This window comes from Pantoea sp. X-Soil-MYKO-1785, assembly GCF_059730675.1.
Genome location: NZ_AP036003.1, coordinates 1 through 18,371, shown reverse-complemented (window position 1 = coordinate 18,371; position 18,371 = coordinate 1). Strand labels below are relative to the sequence as shown.

Annotated in this window: 24 protein-coding genes and 2 pseudogenes; 10 read left to right on the top strand and 16 right to left on the bottom strand. The window is 50.5% G+C overall.

Annotation, left to right across the window (positions count from 1 at the left end; genetic code table 11):
* Window positions 1-103: 103 nt before the first annotated feature.
* From AC6I8D_RS24305 to AC6I8D_RS24295, 3 genes are all read left to right on the top strand, one after another.
* Window positions 104-319: a hypothetical protein gene (locus AC6I8D_RS24305; protein WP_497821176.1), complete on the top strand. Its 216-nt coding sequence runs from the start codon at window positions 104-106 to the stop codon at window positions 317-319.
* A 298-nt stretch (window positions 320-617) separates the two neighbouring features.
* A complete protein-coding gene (locus tag AC6I8D_RS24300) occupies window positions 618-791 on the top strand; it encodes an Rpn/YhgA-type helix-turn-helix domain-containing protein (RefSeq protein ID WP_497821175.1) in 174 nt (57 codons plus the stop codon).
* Window positions 792-812: 21 nt separating this feature from the next.
* On the top strand, window positions 813-1,046 hold the full coding sequence (locus tag AC6I8D_RS24295; RefSeq protein WP_497821174.1) for a hypothetical protein: 234 nt from the start codon (window positions 813-815) through the stop codon (window positions 1,044-1,046).
* A gap of 55 nt (window positions 1,047-1,101) precedes the next feature.
* Here AC6I8D_RS24295 and AC6I8D_RS24290 read toward each other — a convergent pair whose 3' ends face one another.
* A complete protein-coding gene (locus tag AC6I8D_RS24290; RefSeq protein WP_497821173.1) occupies window positions 1,102-1,347 on the bottom strand; it encodes a DNA polymerase III subunit theta in 246 nt (81 codons plus the stop codon).
* A 54-nt stretch (window positions 1,348-1,401) separates the two neighbouring features.
* On the opposite strand from AC6I8D_RS24290, the gene AC6I8D_RS24285 reads away from it, so the two are divergent.
* On the top strand, window positions 1,402-2,082 hold the full coding sequence (locus AC6I8D_RS24285; RefSeq protein ID WP_497821172.1) for an SOS response-associated peptidase family protein: 681 nt from the start codon (window positions 1,402-1,404) through the stop codon (window positions 2,080-2,082).
* A gap of 27 nt (window positions 2,083-2,109) precedes the next feature.
* Here the strand turns inward: AC6I8D_RS24285 and AC6I8D_RS24280 are convergent, their stop codons facing one another.
* Together AC6I8D_RS24280 and AC6I8D_RS24275 are read right to left on the bottom strand one after the other, a co-directional pair.
* Window positions 2,110-2,358 carry a hypothetical protein gene (locus tag AC6I8D_RS24280; RefSeq protein ID WP_497821171.1) on the bottom strand — a complete coding sequence of 83 codons (249 nt, stop codon included), beginning with the start codon at window positions 2,356-2,358 and terminating at the stop codon, window positions 2,110-2,112.
* 219 nt (window positions 2,359-2,577) lie between these two features.
* Window positions 2,578-2,940 (bottom strand): hypothetical protein, encoded by a 363-nt coding sequence (locus AC6I8D_RS24275; protein ID WP_497821170.1) that lies wholly within the window; start codon window positions 2,938-2,940, stop codon window positions 2,578-2,580.
* Between the two features lie 487 nt (window positions 2,941-3,427).
* Here AC6I8D_RS24275 and AC6I8D_RS24270 point away from each other — a divergent pair, with 487 nt between their 5' ends.
* The gene (locus tag AC6I8D_RS24270; protein ID WP_497821169.1) at window positions 3,428-4,408 is read left to right on the top strand and encodes an IS110 family RNA-guided transposase; all 981 of its coding nucleotides are present in this window, start codon (window positions 3,428-3,430) and stop codon (window positions 4,406-4,408) included.
* Between the two features lie 545 nt (window positions 4,409-4,953).
* Here AC6I8D_RS24270 and AC6I8D_RS24265 read toward each other — a convergent pair.
* The 7 genes from AC6I8D_RS24265 to AC6I8D_RS24235 all read right to left on the bottom strand — a co-directional run bounded on the left by AC6I8D_RS24265 (window position 4,954) and on the right by AC6I8D_RS24235 (window position 10,954).
* Complete coding sequence (locus AC6I8D_RS24265; protein WP_497821168.1) at window positions 4,954-6,072, bottom strand: MBL fold metallo-hydrolase; 1,119 nt, start codon at window positions 6,070-6,072, stop codon at window positions 4,954-4,956.
* Window positions 6,073-6,088: 16 nt separating this feature from the next.
* Window positions 6,089-6,664: a YbhB/YbcL family Raf kinase inhibitor-like protein gene (locus AC6I8D_RS24260; RefSeq protein ID WP_497821167.1), complete on the bottom strand. Its 576-nt coding sequence runs from the start codon at window positions 6,662-6,664 to the stop codon at window positions 6,089-6,091.
* Between the two features lie 29 nt (window positions 6,665-6,693).
* Window positions 6,694-7,413 carry an NADPH-dependent F420 reductase gene (locus AC6I8D_RS24255; protein WP_497821252.1) on the bottom strand — a complete coding sequence of 240 codons (720 nt, stop codon included), beginning with the start codon at window positions 7,411-7,413 and terminating at the stop codon, window positions 6,694-6,696.
* Window positions 7,414-7,422: 9 nt separating this feature from the next.
* Window positions 7,423-8,478: an NAD(P)-dependent alcohol dehydrogenase gene (locus AC6I8D_RS24250; RefSeq protein ID WP_497821166.1), complete on the bottom strand. Its 1,056-nt coding sequence runs from the start codon at window positions 8,476-8,478 to the stop codon at window positions 7,423-7,425.
* Window positions 8,479-8,538: 60 nt separating this feature from the next.
* Entirely contained in the window at window positions 8,539-9,567 is a 1,029-nt protein-coding gene (locus tag AC6I8D_RS24245; RefSeq protein WP_497821165.1) for an alpha/beta hydrolase, read from the bottom strand.
* Window positions 9,568-9,674: 107 nt separating this feature from the next.
* Complete coding sequence (locus AC6I8D_RS24240) at window positions 9,675-10,115, bottom strand: VOC family protein (protein ID WP_497821164.1); 441 nt, start codon at window positions 10,113-10,115, stop codon at window positions 9,675-9,677.
* Window positions 10,116-10,186: 71 nt separating this feature from the next.
* Entirely contained in the window at window positions 10,187-10,954 is a 768-nt protein-coding gene (locus AC6I8D_RS24235; RefSeq protein ID WP_497821163.1) for a glucose 1-dehydrogenase, read from the bottom strand.
* A gap of 259 nt (window positions 10,955-11,213) precedes the next feature.
* On the opposite strand from AC6I8D_RS24235, the gene AC6I8D_RS24230 reads away from it, so the two are divergent.
* Window positions 11,214-12,134 (top strand): AraC family transcriptional regulator, encoded by a 921-nt coding sequence (locus AC6I8D_RS24230; protein ID WP_497821162.1) that lies wholly within the window; start codon window positions 11,214-11,216, stop codon window positions 12,132-12,134.
* 47 nt (window positions 12,135-12,181) lie between these two features.
* On the opposite strand, the gene AC6I8D_RS24225 is transcribed toward AC6I8D_RS24230, so the two are convergent.
* Window positions 12,182-12,577: a winged helix-turn-helix transcriptional regulator gene (locus AC6I8D_RS24225; RefSeq protein ID WP_497821161.1), complete on the bottom strand. Its 396-nt coding sequence runs from the start codon at window positions 12,575-12,577 to the stop codon at window positions 12,182-12,184.
* Window positions 12,578-12,669: 92 nt separating this feature from the next.
* On the opposite strand from AC6I8D_RS24225, the gene AC6I8D_RS24220 reads away from it, so the two are divergent.
* Genes AC6I8D_RS24220 through AC6I8D_RS24210 form a run of 3 tightly spaced genes read left to right on the top strand, consistent with a single transcriptional unit; the run spans window position 12,670 to window position 14,265 of the window.
* Entirely contained in the window at window positions 12,670-13,080 is a 411-nt protein-coding gene (locus AC6I8D_RS24220; RefSeq protein ID WP_497821160.1) for a DoxX family protein, read from the top strand.
* 10 nt (window positions 13,081-13,090) lie between these two features.
* Window positions 13,091-13,834, top strand: a complete 744-nt coding sequence (locus tag AC6I8D_RS24215; protein WP_497821159.1) for an SDR family NAD(P)-dependent oxidoreductase — start codon at window positions 13,091-13,093, stop codon at window positions 13,832-13,834.
* Window positions 13,835-13,881: 47 nt separating this feature from the next.
* Window positions 13,882-14,265, top strand: a complete 384-nt coding sequence (locus AC6I8D_RS24210; protein WP_497821158.1) for a VOC family protein — start codon at window positions 13,882-13,884, stop codon at window positions 14,263-14,265.
* Window positions 14,266-14,505: 240 nt separating this feature from the next.
* Here the strand turns inward: AC6I8D_RS24210 and AC6I8D_RS24205 are convergent, their stop codons facing one another.
* Complete coding sequence (locus AC6I8D_RS24205) at window positions 14,506-15,246, bottom strand: hypothetical protein (RefSeq protein WP_497821157.1); 741 nt, start codon at window positions 15,244-15,246, stop codon at window positions 14,506-14,508.
* 56 nt (window positions 15,247-15,302) lie between these two features.
* A pseudogene (locus AC6I8D_RS24200) lies at window positions 15,303-15,546 on the bottom strand (IS3 family transposase); the annotation flags it as partial.
* Between AC6I8D_RS24200 and AC6I8D_RS24195 the strand changes: the two are divergent.
* Window positions 15,544-15,633: pseudogene (locus tag AC6I8D_RS24195) on the top strand (GNAT family N-acetyltransferase); the annotation flags it as partial. The pseudogenes AC6I8D_RS24200 and AC6I8D_RS24195 overlap by 3 nt on opposite strands.
* 1,232 nt (window positions 15,634-16,865) lie before the next feature.
* Here AC6I8D_RS24195 and repA (AC6I8D_RS24190) read toward each other — a convergent pair.
* From repA (AC6I8D_RS24190) to repA (AC6I8D_RS24180), 3 genes are all read right to left on the bottom strand, one after another.
* Window positions 16,866-17,732 carry a plasmid replication initiator RepA gene (gene repA / locus AC6I8D_RS24190; RefSeq protein ID WP_497821156.1) on the bottom strand — a complete coding sequence of 289 codons (867 nt, stop codon included), beginning with the start codon at window positions 17,730-17,732 and terminating at the stop codon, window positions 16,866-16,868.
* Window positions 17,725-17,796, bottom strand: a complete 72-nt coding sequence (tap, locus tag AC6I8D_RS24185; protein ID WP_497821251.1) for a RepA leader peptide Tap — start codon at window positions 17,794-17,796, stop codon at window positions 17,725-17,727. The genes repA (AC6I8D_RS24190) and tap overlap by 8 nt, the downstream gene beginning before the upstream one ends.
* A gap of 227 nt (window positions 17,797-18,023) precedes the next feature.
* Window positions 18,024-18,284 (bottom strand): replication regulatory protein RepA, encoded by a 261-nt coding sequence (gene repA / locus AC6I8D_RS24180; RefSeq protein ID WP_455853634.1) that lies wholly within the window; start codon window positions 18,282-18,284, stop codon window positions 18,024-18,026.
* Between the last annotated feature and the right edge of the window lie 87 nt (window positions 18,285-18,371).

Below are 18,371 nucleotides of genomic sequence, written 5' to 3'. Positions count from 1 at the left end.
CTATACGAGATATAAAATGCGGATATCAGCCCTTCAGAAAGCCGTACTTATCGCTCTGTATGCGATTGCTGAACGCTGCCATGAAAACCGGCCAGTACCACTGATGGTGTTGCTTCGTGCGGTTAACAGCGGGCGTTTACTCGCAGGCGGGAATGCCGCTGCGGATCGCAATTTCCGCACCTCCTGCCACACGCTGGCTAAACATGGACTGCTGGAGAAATCGCGCGATATGCAGAGCCTGCAGCTGTATTTCAGCCTGACAGACGCTGGCGCAGAAAAAGCGCAGCCGCTGTACGAAAACGCGTTAAATGAGGCGTAAACGGAATCGGCAGCGCCTGCACGCCGTGGTTCAAAAAATAACAGAGGATTTTATGTACATCTGTCTCTATGTGTTCGGTTTGCTGATAGGCGGCTTGAATTTCTGGAACGGATGCTCGCGGCTTGATGAAGGCGATTTTATCATCGGTCTGTTTATGATGTCATTTGGTGCCTTAACGCCACTGCTCCCGTCACTGGTTTATCATAAAAGATTGAAGGATCAGACAGTTAAGTTGTGGGTCAAAATGAAATACATTGTCCGCTAGGGGATGATTTTCTCAAATTATGAGGACGAACTGATGACGATTGCACTGCAGCTTGAGCTGAAGGGCCTGGAGAAAGGGCGCATGGAAGGGCGTCAGGAAGGTAAAATGGAGGTTGCCCGCAACCTGCTGGCAAAAGGCATTCCGCTGGAGTCGGTAAGGGAACTGACCGGGCTGTCAGACGACGTTCTCGCAAAAATTCGCCACTGATTTGTCAGGGATAACGAAACCATGCCCAATGAACTGACGAAATTAATTGACGGCGGCGCACAGGCTCTGTCGTCCTGGCTGCCGGCAGGGTTACGCACGCTGCTGAATGACGGCGCTCATCTGATCAACTCATGGATGGACATGAATCAGGTGACAGAGCTGACCGGCGTGATCGTGATTGCAGGGCTGTTTATTACCGGGCTTTCGATGATCGGCATTATGCTGGGATCGCCAGCCTCATCGCATCAGAAGTAAACCGGGCCCCTGCCAGGGGGCTTATATCCATACCTGCCCCGGACGTCATCGCCTTTCATTCTCCCTTCGGTTCCTTCTGATAAACCGGATCGGTCCCGCGCGGGAACTGCAGTGCCAGATTCCGGTAATACTGCAGCCGTTCCCTGAAGTATTCACGTAATTCCTCTGGCTGCTGCCTTTCAGCTTCGGCCGGGATGACGGGAAAGTTAAGGCGCTCTTTGTACGCCACGCCTGAGGCGGCCAAATCTACGTTGACCTTTGCGCGTTCTTCCGGGCTTCGTTCGGCTAAGTTGTGTGTCATGGTAAATCCTCCTGACGTCAGTATACCCCGCTATCCTTATAGCAGGAGGTGTCTATGTGTGGACGATTTGCGCAGTACAGCAGCCGTGATGAATATTTTGACTCACTCGGACTGAAACCAGACGAAATCACGTTTGATCCGGAGCCCATTGGCCGCTTCAACGTGGCGCCTGGCACAAAGGTGCTGCTCCTCAGCGAGCGTGATGATGCGCTGCACCTCGATCCCGTGTTCTGGGGTTACGGCCCGGAGTGGTGGGATAAGCAGCCGCTCATTAACGCACGCGGCGAAAAGGCAGCGAGCGGGCGCATGTTTAAGCCGCTGTGGAACCACGGGCGCGCCATTGTGCCGGCTGACGGCTGGTTTGAATGGCAAAAAGAGGGCGGGAAAAAGCAGCCGTTCTTCATCTACCACAGAAAAAAGCAGCCCCTGTTTTTTGCCGCCATCGGTAAGCAGCCTTACGGACAGGACCACGGCAAGGAAGGGTTTGTCATTGTGACGTCATCGAGCAATCAGGGCATGGTCGACATTCACGACAGACGCCCTCTGGTGATTTCCTCTGACGCCGTTCGTGAGTGGCTGAGTCAGGATACGACGCCCGAAAGGGCGGAAGAAATCGCGCATGATGCAGCCTTACCGGAAAAGGCGTTTACGTGGCATCCGGTCAGCAAAAAGGTGGGCAATATTCACAATCAGGGCGGGGAGCTGATTGAACCCGTGTCAGAAGAAAAAAGGTGATCTGCACGAACAATCCCGGGCACGTATTCAGCCGGCACCTTCGTCCACGTCACTATCCGGCTCGCCGCGCAGCTGTTCAATGGCGAACAGCAGCGAGGCGGGACACTCTTCTCTTTTCTCGATCACGGCGCCCAGCAGCCGCATCAGTTCGATGGCCAGTCGCTCACGGTTGATTTCTCCGCCCTCGCTGGCGAGTTTCAGGCAACACATGCCGGCCGCAAAGCAGGCATCGTGATAAATGTCCTCGTCAGTTTCATCTTCATCAGTGCCCATCATGACTCCTGCTGACGCCGCATCCGATAATGAATGCATGCTTACAGTGAAACAGGCGTGCCTGGAAGGGGATCCCGCAGCCTGAGAAAACTGAATCTCAGGTTACCATCGCCGTGGGCGTAATAAGTATAAATTTCGTACAGGCGATGATTGTCACAGGTCCGGGATGAAGCCCGGACCTGTTAGTCAGGGCTGCAACACACCGCAGCGGATTTGAGCTCGTTATTCCGTCGTATAAAATTTGGGCTCTCTGAGCACTTCACTGACGTCATCAAGCAGCTGCCTCAGGGCAATTTTTCCGGGGAGTTTACCCATGGTTTTCCCGTCACAGGACGTCCGGGCTGCCCTGGCGGCGAAGTCCATAAAACGTTTGTCCTCCCACAACTGGCCAATCATCATCATGTTAACGCCAATCTGCAGGCTGGCACTGACGTCATACTCGCCACCGGGGCTGAAGATGCTCTCCAGCTCCGCCCGCGCATCCTCGTTCATATGGCTGAAGTCCTGATCGCGATACCACACCACGCACTTTTTTATTCCTGCACCCATCAGCTGCGCAAACTCTGCTTCTTCGTTGTCGGTCATACATCCTCTGAGGTACTAATAAAAATCTGCAGGCAGCAGTACATGCTGGCCACATTCTCAAAAAAACATTGTAGTGCAGCCAGTTCTGGCAGGATATCGGAACAGATAGACAGACAGGCGGGCGAGCAGTGCGCAGCCTGCCCCTGAATGCCGCGTCAGCGGCATGGAGGCGCCAGAAATAGCTAAGGACGGGTCATGTGCCATCGGGCGCCGTTAACCCGGCAGAGCCGGTTACAGGGCGTTATGTTCACGCAAGCCCAACCCCTCCCTTGTATCTAAGATTATGTGGTGATTAGCTACCATCACACGAAGCGGAGTGAGCCGGGCCCCTCCCTGAGGACAGTCTGAATTACTGATCCTGCCTGACAGCTTGCGGCCCTCCGTTTCACCTTTCACGCCAGCACATTTTGTTGAACGGTTACCGGGAGCATGACTCCGAATGTACAAGGCGAACGGGCGTGACGGTTAATGTGAGAGGAGAATGAAAATGTTTCCTGTAGGTATAGACGTAAGTAAAGACTCGCTAGACCTTTGCATCCTTTATGACGGCATAAAGGGTCGTATACGGACCAGGAAGATAAAAAATGACAGCACTGCATCAGCTAATATCATCCGCTGGCTTCGACTACAACACTGTGGCCTGGAGGACGTTCACCTCATCATGGAAGCAACCGGCGTTTATCACGAACGGTTGGCTCTTTCCCTGCATGAGGCTGGCGCCTACGTTTCTCTGGCAAACCCGCACCGCAGCCGCGATTTTGCCAGAGGTATGGGTATCCTGACCAAAACGGACAAAGTAGATGCTTACATGCTGGCCTGCTACGCGCTGCTGAAAAAGCCGCACCGTTGGCTCCCGCCCTCCGCTGAAATCAGGCATCTCAGTGCGCTTATCCGCAGGCGTGACGCATTACTGAGCGACGCCGTACGTGAGGAAAACCGGCTGGAAAAATACCAGAGCACGCAGACGCCTTCTGACGTGATCGGTTCCTGCGTGCGCATGGTAAAACTTCTCAGGGAGGAGGTAAAAATTACGGAGCATTTGATAAAGGCTCACATAAAAGCACATGCAGCGCTGCAGCTTGATTATGACCTTCTGACGTCTATCCCGGCCGTCGGCCCACAATTGGGCATGAACATGCTGGTTGTACTGCGTAGTCATGATTTTGAGTCTGCCAGTCAGGCAGCCGCTTTTTTGGGCGTGGTACCCGTGGAAAAACGATCGGGCACTTCCGTTCGCGGTAAATCTAAAATGTCTAAAATTGGACCGCCGCAGCTGCGTGCGAAGTTGTATATGTCCGCCCTCTGTGCCAGACGATGTAATACAAGAATGCGCAACTTTTATGAAGAATTGTGCCTGCGTGGCAAACCTAAAATGGTGGCAATCGGGGCAGTTATGCGAAAGCTGATCCACTGGTGCTACGGCGTGCTTCATTCCGGCAAAACTTTTGAAAATTTGCCGGCTACATAAGAATTTAAATTTGTTACTGAAATATTGTTCACAAAACAGCCTGTGTCTTATACCCAATGGCACTAAAGTGAACAGTAAATTTCTGATTGCGGCAGTTCCGAGCCGTAGTACCCAGCTCATGCCTCAAAAATGCAGATATGAACTATAGGCGAGCGAGTTACATGTCCGCTGTGACCGAAAAGCGGACGTTGAATCTTAACAATGAGTATCCTTTTCAGCTTCATGATGCCCGCACTCATCCAAAGCTGGAATTATGTGAACAAAAGCGCAGGTATGATAAATGCATTCAGATCTGCTAAAAGGTCACTGTGAGGATGCCCATCATTAAAACAGGGATATTAAAAAAGGTCGTGTTTTTACGAGCAATTATAAGACACAGGTATAAATTGAAGGCGCTCCACGACCAAAAATCACAGAAAACTTAAAGATGTGTTTTCATTCTTTATGCATATTAAAAAGTTATTCTAGAAGGGCTGGCTTATTTTCCTGTTTGATGGAAAGAGCAATTAAAAACATTCATTTTTAGCCTGACTGTCCAAATAAGTTCATGGTGTCGACTTCCACCATTTTTTGAAGATCTGATCCTGAACATTAATGTCTACCACCTGGCCAGCTTCAGGCGTCAGCAGTTTCCAGTCTCGATGCTGACTTGCTCGCTCGATGCGTTCAAAAGGCTCATCCCAGTTGTGAGCAGCAATGCTAAAGCGGCCCACATGCGCAGGCATAAGTGCGCGCGCGCGCAAATCATCCGCTGCCTGTGCTGCCTCTTCCGGAAACATATGGATGTTTGCCCACCGATGGTCATACTGGCCCATATCCAGAGCAACCAGGTCGAAACTTCCAAATTGCTGCCCGATCTCACGAAAATGCGGGCCATAGCCACTGTCGCCGCTGAAATAAAGGCGCCGCTTAGAGGTTTCCAGCGCAAATGATACCCACAGGGTCTGGTTCCTTTTAAGCCACCTGCCCGAAAAATGCCGTGCTGGCAGAACATGGATTCTTAGTCCGTTAACTATATCGACCTCCTCGTTCCAGTCAGCTTCATGTATGTGACTTTCCTGATATCCCCAGCGAACGAGGTGGGCACCTACACCCAGTCCGGTTACCACCTGAGCCACCTTATTTCTGAGGGAGCGGACAGTGGCATAGTCGAGGTGGTCCCAGTGGTCGTGAGTTATCAGTAACACATCTATCGCCGGCATATCCTGAGCGGTGTAAGACAAACTTCCCTTAAAAGCAGAATTGGTGTGCGGCACAGGGCTGGCATTTGTGCTGAAAACGGGATCAATCAGTATTCGCTTTCCGCCGAGCTGGACATAAAACGACGAGTGACCGAGCCAGATAACAATGTCCTTCTGTGGCGACAGCGATTTCAGATCAGTAAGAATTGATGGCAGAGGTGCATCGGGCTTTAGTCGGGGATTTCGGTCGAGAACAAATGACAGCAGATTAGAAAAGAAACTGCTGTTGCCTGTATCAACCTGTGTTTCAACAAGATTCTGGAATTCTCCGTGCTGATAATGGGGGGAGCGTTCAACCTCAAGCAAACGTAAGCCCACCGGAGCCGCTCCGAAGTCAACTCTGGCCAGCCAGGCATAAGCGCTGGCGGCCATAATTAAAATGCTCAGAATGGCGATCAGCATGGCTATTTTCTTTTTTTTCATGTGATCTTAATTCCGTTTACTTAGAACCGGAGTTCCCCTGTGCTGGCCGTAAGGAAACCGGCGTCAGTTCTGCGCTTGCGATGCTGTTAGAGTTCAGCATATAACCAACGAGCGCACCGCCTGAGTCGCTGTTCACAGGAAGTGACTCAACTTTTAGCGCCCATACTTTGAAGTGGTAGTGATGTACTCCATCTCCTGTTGGTGGGCAAGGGCCACCATAGCCCGGACCGCCAAAATCTGTGCGCCCCTGTATGGCACCATCAGGAAGGTTTTTACCGTCGGCATTTCCGGCTCCACGTGAGAGCGTTTGAATATTTTTCGGGATATTTACTAACGTCCAGTGCCACCATCCGCTTCCTGTTGGCGCATCTGAATCAAACATGGTGATGGCAAAACTTTTGGTGCCCGCCGGGGCACCAGACCATGACAACTGAGGCGATATGTTTTTCCCCGTGCACCCAGAGCCATTCAGAACGTTAATATCGCTTACTTGTTCTCCCTGTTTTACGTCCGTACTGTGGAGCTGAAATGTCTGCGCATGCAGTGAAGGTATGCATGACAGCAGTGACAAACCCAGAATGTATTTTTTCATATTCATTATCCTGTAGAAATAAGCATCATTCAGTTGTAACGTCCGAATCGGTAAACCCATCTAGGATCGCTGTCTTCGTCATAGGCCAGCGCCGTTGCCAGCATAGCGAAGGGCTCAATGTAACGAGCCACACGTAGAGCGCCGGCATCAACGGGCTCAAAACCAGCAAGAGAGAGCAGACCCCGCACTGTGTCTTTACTTTGCCGGTCATCTCCGCAATACAGCATGTTCGGGCGATGGTGGTTATTCCTGCCGTTAAACACGTCCATTAGCACTTCGCTTGGCGTCGCCTGGAAAGCGGCTACAATCTGTGCACCAGGCAGTTTACGCGCAATGGTTTCCGCACCTGAATCGGTATGGGCAATGACAAGCTCATTGTCTGAAGCATTTAGCGGATTGGTGCAGCTGATGACAGTTTTTCCGCTTAAGCTGCCTGCCTGAGTCAGCACATCGTCAAGACGCGACCAGTGGACAGCCAGAACGACTATATCTGCGTCCTTTGCCGCCTCATGAGGAGATCCGCAGGTCCCCCCGGCTGACTCTGCCAGGCTCTGCAATCTTTGAGGGCTGCGGGAATAGCTGAAGGTGACCTGGTGACCCAGTTTCGCAAAAATCGTTCCGATAGTTGCTCCCATGCGTCCCGCACCGAGGATGCCTATTTTCATAACATGCCCTTTTCTGCAACCGGCGCAACTGCTGGTCCAAAGCCCACTTAGCGCCGATGTTCTGCAATTTTTGCTGGAAGATATTGACGTTTTTTAAGCCTGAGTCTGCTCCAGCGTGGACATATCTATAACGAAGCGGTAGCGAACGTCAGAACGTTCAAGTCGTTCATAGGCTTCATTAATCTGGTCCATACGGATCATCTCAACGTCGGGCAGAACATTTTTACGTGCACAGAAATCCAGCATCTCCTGCGTCTGCGCAATCCCTGCAATCGCAGAGCCGGCAACGCGACGGCGTCCAAGCAGTAAAGGAATGCTGCTCATTTCAGCAAGCGGCCCAATTTGTCCCACTACACAGAGAGTACCGTCTACGTCCAGAAGTGGCAGGTAGGGGTCAAGTTCATGTTTAGCCGGAACGGTATCAATGATCAGGTCAAAAGATGACGCCGCCTTTTCCATTGCCGTAGCGTCGCTGGAAACAAGAAATGCATCTGCGCCAAGTGATTTAGCATCGGACTCTTTGGCTGGAGAACGGCTCAGCACGGTAACCCGGGCACCCATGGCTTCAGCAAGCTTAATGGCCATGTGACCTAACCCCCCCATACCAATAACGCCGACACGGCTGCCAGGGCCGACATTCCAGGTACGCAGCGGTGAATATGTGGTGGCACCGGCGCACAGCAGTGGTCCGGTTTTTGCCAGATCCAGACCTTCCGGTATACTCAGAACAAATTCTTCACGCACAACGATATGTTTTGCGTATCCCCCCATTGTGGGTTCACCTGTTATACGGTCTGCGCCTGCAAACGTCTGGGTATTTCCTTCACGGCAAAGTTGCTCTTCTCCTTTATGACATTGATCGCACTGCTGGCAGCTGTCGACCATCGTGCCCACAGCAACGTGATCGCCTGCTTTATACCGTGTAACGTCGGCACCGGTGCTAATGACGCGGCCCACGATTTCATGGCCTACAACAATTGGAAATTGGGTCCATCCCCAGTCATTGCGAGCGGTATGAAGGTCAGAATGGCAAACTCCGCAGTAGAGAATTTCAATAACAACATCATCGGGACGAGGCTCGCGGCGCTCAAGAGAAAAAGGGACCAGCGGCTTGTCAGCGGACAGTGCGGCAAAAGCAGACGTTTTCATAAAGAGATCTCCGTTGTGTATGCACTGACCCTGACCATGTGATGGTCAGGGTCGGGTCGACTATTTAAGGTTAGTTTTGAAGAATTCGGTCAGCTTAGCGAACGGGATGAGGTCGGTGCGGTCGTACAGATCCACGTGGCCGGCCCCCGGAATGACGAGCAATTCTTTGGGCTGACCAGCACGTTTGTAGGCATCTTCGCTGAACTCTCTGGAGTGGGCCTCTGAACCAGTGATGAATAGCATCGGACGCGGTGAGATAGTTTCAATATCTTCAAACGGATAGAAGTTGTTGAATTTTACTTCACTCGAAATCGGACGGTTTTGAGACTGCTCTACGGTCATACCCTCAGGCACGACCTGTCCACGAGGTGTACGGTAGAAGTCGTAGAATTCACGACGCGTCTTATCGGCGTCAGCAGGAAGTTTTACTGGCAGATAATCGACCCATTTGGTTTTTCCGCCAGTGAACTCTACGTAACGTTGTTCAGCAGCTGCGGCAATCATTGATTTGCGCTGCTCGAGAGACAGCCCGTTTTGCAAGCCGTGACGGGTAACTGCCCCCATGTCATACATGCTGACGGTGGCAATAGCCTTCATACGTGGATCGATTTTCGCGGCGCTGATTGCAAAGCTGCCGCTACCGCAGATACCGATGACACCAATACGGTTACGATCTACAAATGGTCGGGTACCCAGATAGTCAACCGCGGCATTGAATGACTCGGTAAACATTTCAGGAGCAACGGCATTGCGGGGCTGTCCGTCACTTTCGCCAAAGAAGGACAGGTCAATTGCGAGGGTAACAAAACCCTGCTCTGCCATTTTCTGAGCGTAAAGCGTGCCCGTCTGTTCCTTCACCGCTCCCATAGGGTGGCCCACGATGATGGCCGGACTTTTTGCTTTCGGATCGACTTCTTTGGGTCTGTAGAGAATACCCGTGATATTCATTTTATACTGGTTTTGAAAGGTGACCTTCTGTGCAGTGACCTTGTCGCTCTTGAAAAAATTATCCGCGCCTTTAGACATATCAGCAGCGAAGGATGCAAAAGAGGACATGAGTAGCCCGCAGGCCAGCAATATGTTTTTCATTGTCTTTACCTTTAATCATGTTAATTACTTCTGCTGGTAGCAACTCGTTGAAAGCTCAGCAGACCCGGAGGGAGGTACTTCATTTCTATGCAAACCCTAAGGTGTGCTTATGGGATCTCTATTAACTGAATAAAGATGCCATCAGGATCGGTTATGACGATACAACGTATGCCACCACCGAATGGTTCAGCCTCTTTCGTCAGGAAAACCATTCCTTTTTCCTGCAGAGAAAGTACGGTTGCATCCAGGTCAGAAACCCTCAGTGCAAAGCGGTTAATTCCGATGTGGTGCGCTACGGGATAGGCAGCGCCGGGAGAAGGCGGTTCAACCCATTCGACCAGATCGATAAAGATGCCTGATTTTCCTCCTGGTGGTGCCAGATAAACGACCTTCAGATGACTGGCTGGCAGGTTAAATGCCCGGGCAATACCATCTTCAGTCACGTCACCAAAACGGCGGGTGACTTCAAGACCAAGGGTCTCGTAGAATTGAATGCTGCGCTGAAGATCTCGGGTGGTAATACTCAGGTGAAAGAAATCCTGAATCATTGGATGCTCCTGTTATTACGACCGCCGGGTTCCGCCCGGACTATAAATTCGATAAATGGCTACGGTTCGGATCAGTTCGCCGTAAAACCGCCATCGACGGGGAGCCCTATTCCCACAACAAAGCTTGCTCCAGGGCTGCAAAGCCACAGGACAGCAGAGGCTATCTCTTCCGGTTCACCCAGGCGATTGATAACCTGGCGAATCATGATGTCGTCCATGGCCTCTTTCTGGGTTTCCATCATTGCTGAGACCATAGGGGTATTAATCGTGCCCGGACAAACCGCATTAATGCGAATTCCTCTTGCCGCATACTCCAGCGCTGCGCCTTTAGTCATCCCGAGTACAGCGTGTTTTGTGCCATTGTAGGGGGCCAGATTGGGTTGCCCCACAAGGCCGCCTACAGATGCACAATTCACGATGGCCCCACTGCCCTGAGCCCGCATTTGCCGGAGTTCATGCTTCATACATGCCCAGATTCCTCGCTGATTTATTGAAACGAGGCGATCAAATTCTTCTGAAGGCAAATCTGCAAAATCACTGGACGGTGCCTGGATGCCGGCATTGTTATAGGCAAAATCCAGAGCACCATAAATTTCCACCGTTTTATCCACGGCCGCAGCAACCTGGTCTTCATCTGCAACGTCACAGCTGAGTCCCGTCGCGATGTATCCCTCTTTCGTTAGCTGCTCAGCAATATCGGTAACGGCTCTGAAATCCACATCTGCGAGTACTACTTTTGCACCAGACAGCGCAAAAGCGCGCGCAGTTGCAGCACCGATTCCGGTGCTGGCGCCAACAACCAGCGCAACTCGGCCGCTAAAATCGTAAACAGGGTTCATCAGGTCTTCTCCGAAAAGTGCATAAAAAAAGTTCCTCAAAACCCTTTTCGTTAGCGAATGCCTTGGCTATCGAAAATGCGCATTGGTCACTTTTCCCTCAGGATTCATTCTCCTGAGTTTTTATCGGATGGGTTACAATGATTCGCTGCATTTCTTGCCTATTCCTATGGAATGAGTGTCCTTTTGTGGTTTTTTTGCAGGCAAGAGTAGTAAAGTGACTTCACGATAAATTTGGTCAATGATCGCAGTGACACACGCTATGAAAAATGAAGCTTTGCTTGCCGGTCTGGTGCAGACGATCGCTGCACGGACTGATGGAACTGGTGATTTTGATACGCAAATTGACGGGCTGACTTTCTTCAGGCGAGAAGATCCAACCAAACCGGCCATGTGTATGATAGAGCCGAGTATCGTGCTGGTAGCTCGTGGCGTTAAGCAGATGTGGATTGGAGGTAAAAACTATCGCTATGACACGTCTAACTTTCTTCTGACGTCTCTGGATTTGCCTGTTGATTCAGAAGTACTGACTGCCAGCCACGACGAGCCGTGTATAGGGCTGACGATGAAGCTGAATATGCGGACGATTGCTGAGCTTATTTCACAGGGTGAACTTCCCCCGCATCGTGCACGAGGCGTCAGTCCCGGCATCGGGATCGGAACAGCTTCAGAGAGAATACTGCGATCTTTTGGACGACTACTGGAGCTGCTTGATGAGCCAGAAGCCATCCCGGTTCTTGCTCCGCTCGCACAACGGGAAATTCATTTCCGGCTGCTGTTGAGCGATCAGGCAACCCGACTGCGGCAGATCGCATCCGTTGACAGTCAGGGGCACCGGGTTGCACGTGCAATTGACTGGCTCAAGAAGAATTATTCTGCTCCCCTGCGCGTTGAAGAGCTTGCTGCACAGGTACAGATGAGCACCCCCACCTTTCACCAGCATTTCCGGCAGCTGACTTCAATGAGCCCTCTGCAGTATCAGAAATGGCTCCGTCTGAATGAAGCCCGGCGCCTTATGCTGAATGAGCATCTGGACGTCTCAAGCGCGTCTTATCAGGTTGGTTATGAGAGTCCATCACAGTTCAGCAGAGAATACAGCCGTGTATTCGGCATGCCGCCTAAAAAAGACATAACTAAGCTTCGTGAGACGCATATGTCCGGAGCTTCCGGCCCTGTGGTTTAAAGTCTTGCGTAAGGATTTAGACAAACGCTGAATTGAAAGCGGGCGGCTTATCGCTCAGGTTTTTTATCTGAAGAAGCGATGCGGCCACGCCCGGCCGGCCTGGCAGGTACGGTGTCGCCATATTCCAGCCACCATGCCGTCAGAGCCTCCATCGTCGGACCCAGCCCCCGCGCTTTTGCAGTAATCTCATACTCTACTCTGGGCGGAACTTCAGCAAACACGGTTCTTGATATAAGCCCGTCACTTTCCAGTTCCCGTAGCTGTGCGGTCAGCATGTGCTGAGTAATGCCAGGGATCGCTTTTCGCAGCTCCCCAAACCGGTATATGCGCTGATTCAATAACCACATGATTTCCAGCTTCCATTTACCAGACAGCAGGGTGAATGCCCGGCGCATTTCGTCGTGCATGTTAATTTCAGTCTCTTCAATAGTATGCTTTTCCATACTAACCACCTTTATTTCATCCTACTTGTTTTAAATCATATTAGACGACATCCTTTCACTGGTCGATAACTTATACGCATCAGAAGGGTGATATGACTGAATTTTACGTTTACTGGATATGTACGGGCCTGCTTAGCCTGCTTTACGTATCTTCAGCCACGTTATACGTGATTAAAAAAGAGTGGGTGCGCCAGACACTTCTTGACCTGGGTTATCCCGCCTATCTGCAGCCCTTGCTCATCGCCGTGAAAATTCTCGCTGTACTGGCCATTCTGTCTCGTGAGAGCTTGTTTCTCAGCGATCTGGCCTATGCAGGCATGTTTTATCACCTGCTCCTGTCTGGCGTGGCTCACATTGGCAAACGTAAACCAGCAGGGGCATTGCCCGCATTTGCCGGAATGATTTTGATGATTATTTCTTTTAGCACGCAGAACGTTGCCAGAGAAATGCCCTCACCCTACGCATTTATAAATCTCATTCAGACACCTGCACAAATCAGTTAAAGGAGAGAATATGAACCGACTAAGTGAAAAAGTTGCGATCGTTACCGGAGCAAGCCGGGGCATTGGCCGAGCGACCGCGACACTTCTGGCCTCAGAGGGAGCAAAGGTAGCCGTCGTTGCGCGTTCATCGAAAGCTATTGATGAAGTGGTACGTCAAATACAGGAGCGGGGTGGTATTGCCACGGGAATTGTATGTGATTTAAGCAGCCCTGAACAAATCAGCTCAATGGCTAATGCTGTTGTAAAGGCATATGGGCAAATCGACATTCTCGTAAACAACGCATTTGATCCAGGCGCTCCAGTATCATCCATTCTGGATCTTTCGGTTGAACAACTTCAGCGCAATTTCGATATGGGCCCTGTGGCCTACCTGAGAACTATGCAGGCCTGCTATCCGTGGCTCAAAAAAAGCAGCGGAGGGCGCGTCATTAACTTCGGCTCCCTGGCGGGCGTAGTAGGACTGGCAGGATATGGCCCCTATAATATGGCAAAAGAAGCGGTTCGAGCCCTTACACGCACCGCTGCACGAGAGTGGGCAGCCGATAACATCACGGTTAATAACGTACTTCCGCTTGCAAAAACATGGGGCGATGACGTAAGTGTCCCTCCGCCCGGTAACGCACTTGACCGCTTTGGATCACCGGAGGAAGACATCGCTCCGGTCGTTTTATTTCTTGCGAGTAAAGATGCTCAGTTCCTGACTGGCTACAGCCTCACGCCCGACGGCGGCGCAATTATCGACAGTTCGCGCTAATGATCCTCGGATTACAATATCCAGCTTACTAATAGGAAATTCAGCTAATGATTGATCATATTCTGTTTTATTCATCCGATTATGAAAAAGCTATTTCATTCTATGACGCGGTTATGCCAGCACTGGGTCATACCCGGCTTTTTGAGACGTCTGATGCTGATAATCGAAAATCCGGTTACGGAAAATCCAGCCCACAAGTCTGGATTGCTGAAGGCGAGGCAGGGAGTGCAAAGCTGCATATCGCCTTCAAAGCCAACAGTGAGGATGCTGTAAAAAAATTCTATGAAAATGCTCTCACAGCTGGAGGATCGGACAATGGTAAACCTGGCTACAGGCCAGAATACTATGCAGGGTACTTTGCAGCATTTGTAACGGATACAGATGGAAATAATATTGAGGCTGTGTATCACGATCCAGTTATCTTGAGTTGATAAGTCAAGCAACATTCAGAATAAGTGTAAGAAGGTTAAAGCCGCGCTTAGAGTGCTTTAGTACTTGAATTAAAAATGAACTGGCCAGTTCGCTATTTTGAAAACAATCTATTTTATGAGCGCTTTTTATAAAAAACAGCCCAGTGCAGGGAGCGGATGTTCGCTTTGACCGAGGAGCAGACATTATTAACAGCATTCTGTATGAATAACGGGGAGCAGGTCACCGCCCCTACACAAACATTAAGGTGATGTGGTCTTTAGTTTATGATTTCCGTAATGCGTAATTGCGTCTGATAACGTTCTTGCGAATGCTTCCAGGACATCAATCGCTTCAGGAAGGAAGCTTTCATCCATAGTTATGGAGTTGAAGTCGTTGAGATAAATCCCTGAAAAATCTGCAGTAGCTTGTTCAAACGCTAAAAGGGTGCGCCTTTCCTTTTTATCTCTTTCAGTATCAGGTTTATTCTTAACATCCTTATATTCATAATATTTTCCATCATTATGAGCAAAGAAATTTCGAATCACTGAGAGATGCTTTAAATCAGGTGCATTGTGATAGCCAATGGCTTTTCTGAGTAGCTTTTCTGTTCCTTCAACAATTCCACTTGGAAGCTTTTTAATATCATAACCTGTGTCTCGAATCATAATCTTTCTACAGGCAGACATGTGATATTCAAAAATTCCAAAAATAGTCAGGAAGGCTGACCTTCGTGTAAGTTGTGTGATTAGGTGCTCATGTTGAGCTTTTGCTTCACTTTCCTCATAGCTGACACAAGAACCACATGAGTAGACTTTCTGAGTGTACTGATAGATGTTACCCTCATCATCTTCATGCTCATCCTCGTACTCACTCTCAACTACCTCAGTGTTAGCTATGGAGTTGTTTATAGCGCGCTCAGTTTGCTCAGCAAGCATTCTCATATCCGCTATAGATGAAGTGGCACCAAAGAGTGCAAGATTAAAATAAAAATTAGACATCATTCCTCTTCTTTAAAATCACAGGTTGGTGATCCTACCCACGTAATGTGTACACCGCTCTAAGCGCGATTCTGGTTTTCAAATTGTTCAGGGCTGAGACCGCCACAAGCGCTGTGACGACGCCAGCGATTGTAATCACACTCGATATAATTAAACACCGATGTCCGCATTATTTCCCGATTGATAAAGCGCTCACCGTGGATACATTCGGCTTTCAGTGAGTGGAAGAAGCTTTCCATACAAGCATTGTCATAACAGCAGCCTTTCGCACTCATATTTGCCACGCGGGTTGTGTGGCTTCAATTTGGGTTTGAATTAACGAAAGAGTGGGAAGGCGATCAGTGGGGCAGTACCATCACTGAGCAGCAATTCACCCGCCACATCATATAATTGGTGAGTTTTCAGCACTGTTCGCCTTTGGCACACAGCGGACGTAATGTTTCATCATAATTCCGATTTAAAGCAATTACGGCGGGCGAGCAGTGCGCAGCCGGCCTTCTGAATGACGCCCTGGCGTCATGGAGGCGCCAGAGGACGTGATATATAACTCCGATGGTAAACGGCGCCGTACGCCCGGCGTAGCCGGTTGATGACCCATAAAGACTGCCAGTCCATCCCCTTCCCTGATTAGCCTAACCCCGCTTTCAGCAATGAAGAAGTTTATGTAACCCCTTTTAACCCCGGTGAGCGGGCTTTGCGGCGCTTGCGACGTAAAGGGCGTGATTTCCGGGGCCTTGGCGTCGGCAGCTCGCTGCTGACGCTTAGGGGGGTGTTAATTATAACTTTCAGCGACAGGCACGGAACTTAACACGGTAGCTGTCAGACGCAGTTTAAGCAGCGGCCTTTCAGTCGCGAATTAGTCTGATGGTCGAAGACGAAAGATAGATACCGCTGGCCTCAGTTTTAAAGCAACACCCATGGTAGTTACATCATCCATCTTTAAAGCGACTCTGTTCCGGCCCTCTGGGCCGGGGCGGCGGCGCTTTTCAGGGTGGGTTTCGCTCGGTGCTTAGTTGAGTCTGTTTTTAATGGTTTCATTCATGTGATCACCGAGTTCGGTGTAGCTGCAACTGCGATCTTTTGCCCGCAATTTTGCGGGAGCTACCTTCAGACGCGAAGCGGCTGTACCGAACCGGCGCGAACGTCAGTTCGCTGCGAGGGCGGGCATTTAATTGTCCACAGGGCGCAGCCGTATAGGTTTTATTTTTAAAGGTAAGTAATAACGGATCTTTAAAAGAAGATAGATCGGGTTTTTAAAAGGATCATCGTGGTTTGTAAAAAGTTCGGATAGCAGTTAACCGGCTCTTCGGTCAGGAGATTATATAAATACCCTCTCGCGGTTTATGTGGATAACTCGGAAACGCGCCGGTGCGTGACTTCAACGTAGCTGCATCGGTGAATTTATGGGCTGGGTTCGACCCGGACTTAGGGTGGGTAGCTGCGAAAAGTGGATGATATTCATACGGAAAGGGAATGGCAGGCGAGCATGGGCCTCCGGCGTAAACCGGATAGCTGAAAGAGAGGGCGTGCAGGTAAAAAGCGGCCTTTCTGGCCGGATTGCGGGCACGGGTAAGCCGGCGCTAAAGCGCCATTCAGTGAAACAAAAGGATGTCAGAAACGCGTCAGGTGGTAACCAGCTGGTCGTCATCAAGCCGCGCATAGTGGCCACGCGACATCTTCATACGCTCCGTCACGCGGCGCTCAATTTCCGCTCTCACCGCGTCCAGACCGCCAAAGAAGCGACCGTTAACGATATCCTTATTCAACTGTGTGCGGACCAGCTGCTCAATGTCTTTACGGGTGCGAGGGGCGTCTTTACGCGCGCGATGACGTTTCATGCCGTGCTCGCGACGCGACTTCTGGTACTCGCGGAAGCGTTCGCGCACGAATGCCCAGGCAGCGTTGATGAGTTCACCGGCGTCTGCGCGAGGTAAACCTTTCTTCTCACGCTGGCGGTTTTCCCACTCGATGCGGCTGCGGCGCGCGGCTGCAACGGCTTCCTCCGACACGTCCAGCACCTGCCACATCAGCGGCGTGAAGGTGATATCAGTTGGAATGTTGCAGCCTATCTCTTTATCGTACTCGGTGTTGTAGGTGATGAGCTTCAGCTGCTCAAGCGTATGGCAGGCACCCGTGAATCGGGTGATCGATAGACGTTTTTTCTCCGTGGCAAGCCCGCAGCGGATGCTCATGGTCGTGAGCGAGGCGCCCACGCGGTTGGCCAGCGGATTGAGATACCAGCACATTGCCTGGAGTGTTGCTTCCAGCGCGCGCATGCGGAGCTTGGGTGGCCGGCGTTTGCGTTCGCCACGGGCGATCGACATCGCAACCAGCATCTGGAATTCGACGCGTTGCGTAAAGCCCACCGCCTTCTCACGAATTTTTTCGCAGAACGGCAGAGTTTTCTTTCCTTTCTCCGGGACAAATTCCGGATTCGGATTCTTTACCTGCCGGTAAAATGAAGTGTTTTCAGATACCTGTTCAGTCACACCTTCCTGCGCTTATGTTGCACAGAAGGAGTACGCACAGAAGGTATTGCAGTTTTCCGGGCATAAAACTATACTCCCCGCATAGAGCAACAGCTTCTATGCAGTTTCTAGGGCCCCGTTAGTCTTCTCCTGAGTCGCCAAACTGAGGAAGATTATCGGGGTTTTGTTTTTTCTGGCTCTAAGTCATTAGTCAGAACCAGTTTCCTGCCACCTTACGGCGTGGCTAACCAAAAATCCTTGATCGCTCAGCAATCTATCATCCGAAAGCCAAAGGATCAAGAATGTAAATATTTACGTTCCTGATTTCCTGCGCTTGTACTCATTTTCAATGATGATTTCTAACATCTGAGCCTGAGTTAAACCCTCTTCAGAAGCCAGTGTCTCCAGCTTTTCTTTCTGAGAATTTAAAATAACCGCATGCAAAGCTTTATGCGTATCGCTACGGCGCTCAAGAGAAGCCTTTTGCCTTTCTCGTGGCGGTGTAGGGTTACCTTTTCGGTAAGTACGCTTACTTCTGGATGAGGAAGCTTCTGAACTAGCTGATTGCGACATCTCTTCACCCTCACAAATTCGGACTGAATTTTGCTGAGAATACTACAGATCTCTTAAATCAGCGACTTAACTTTAAGCTTGAGAGTG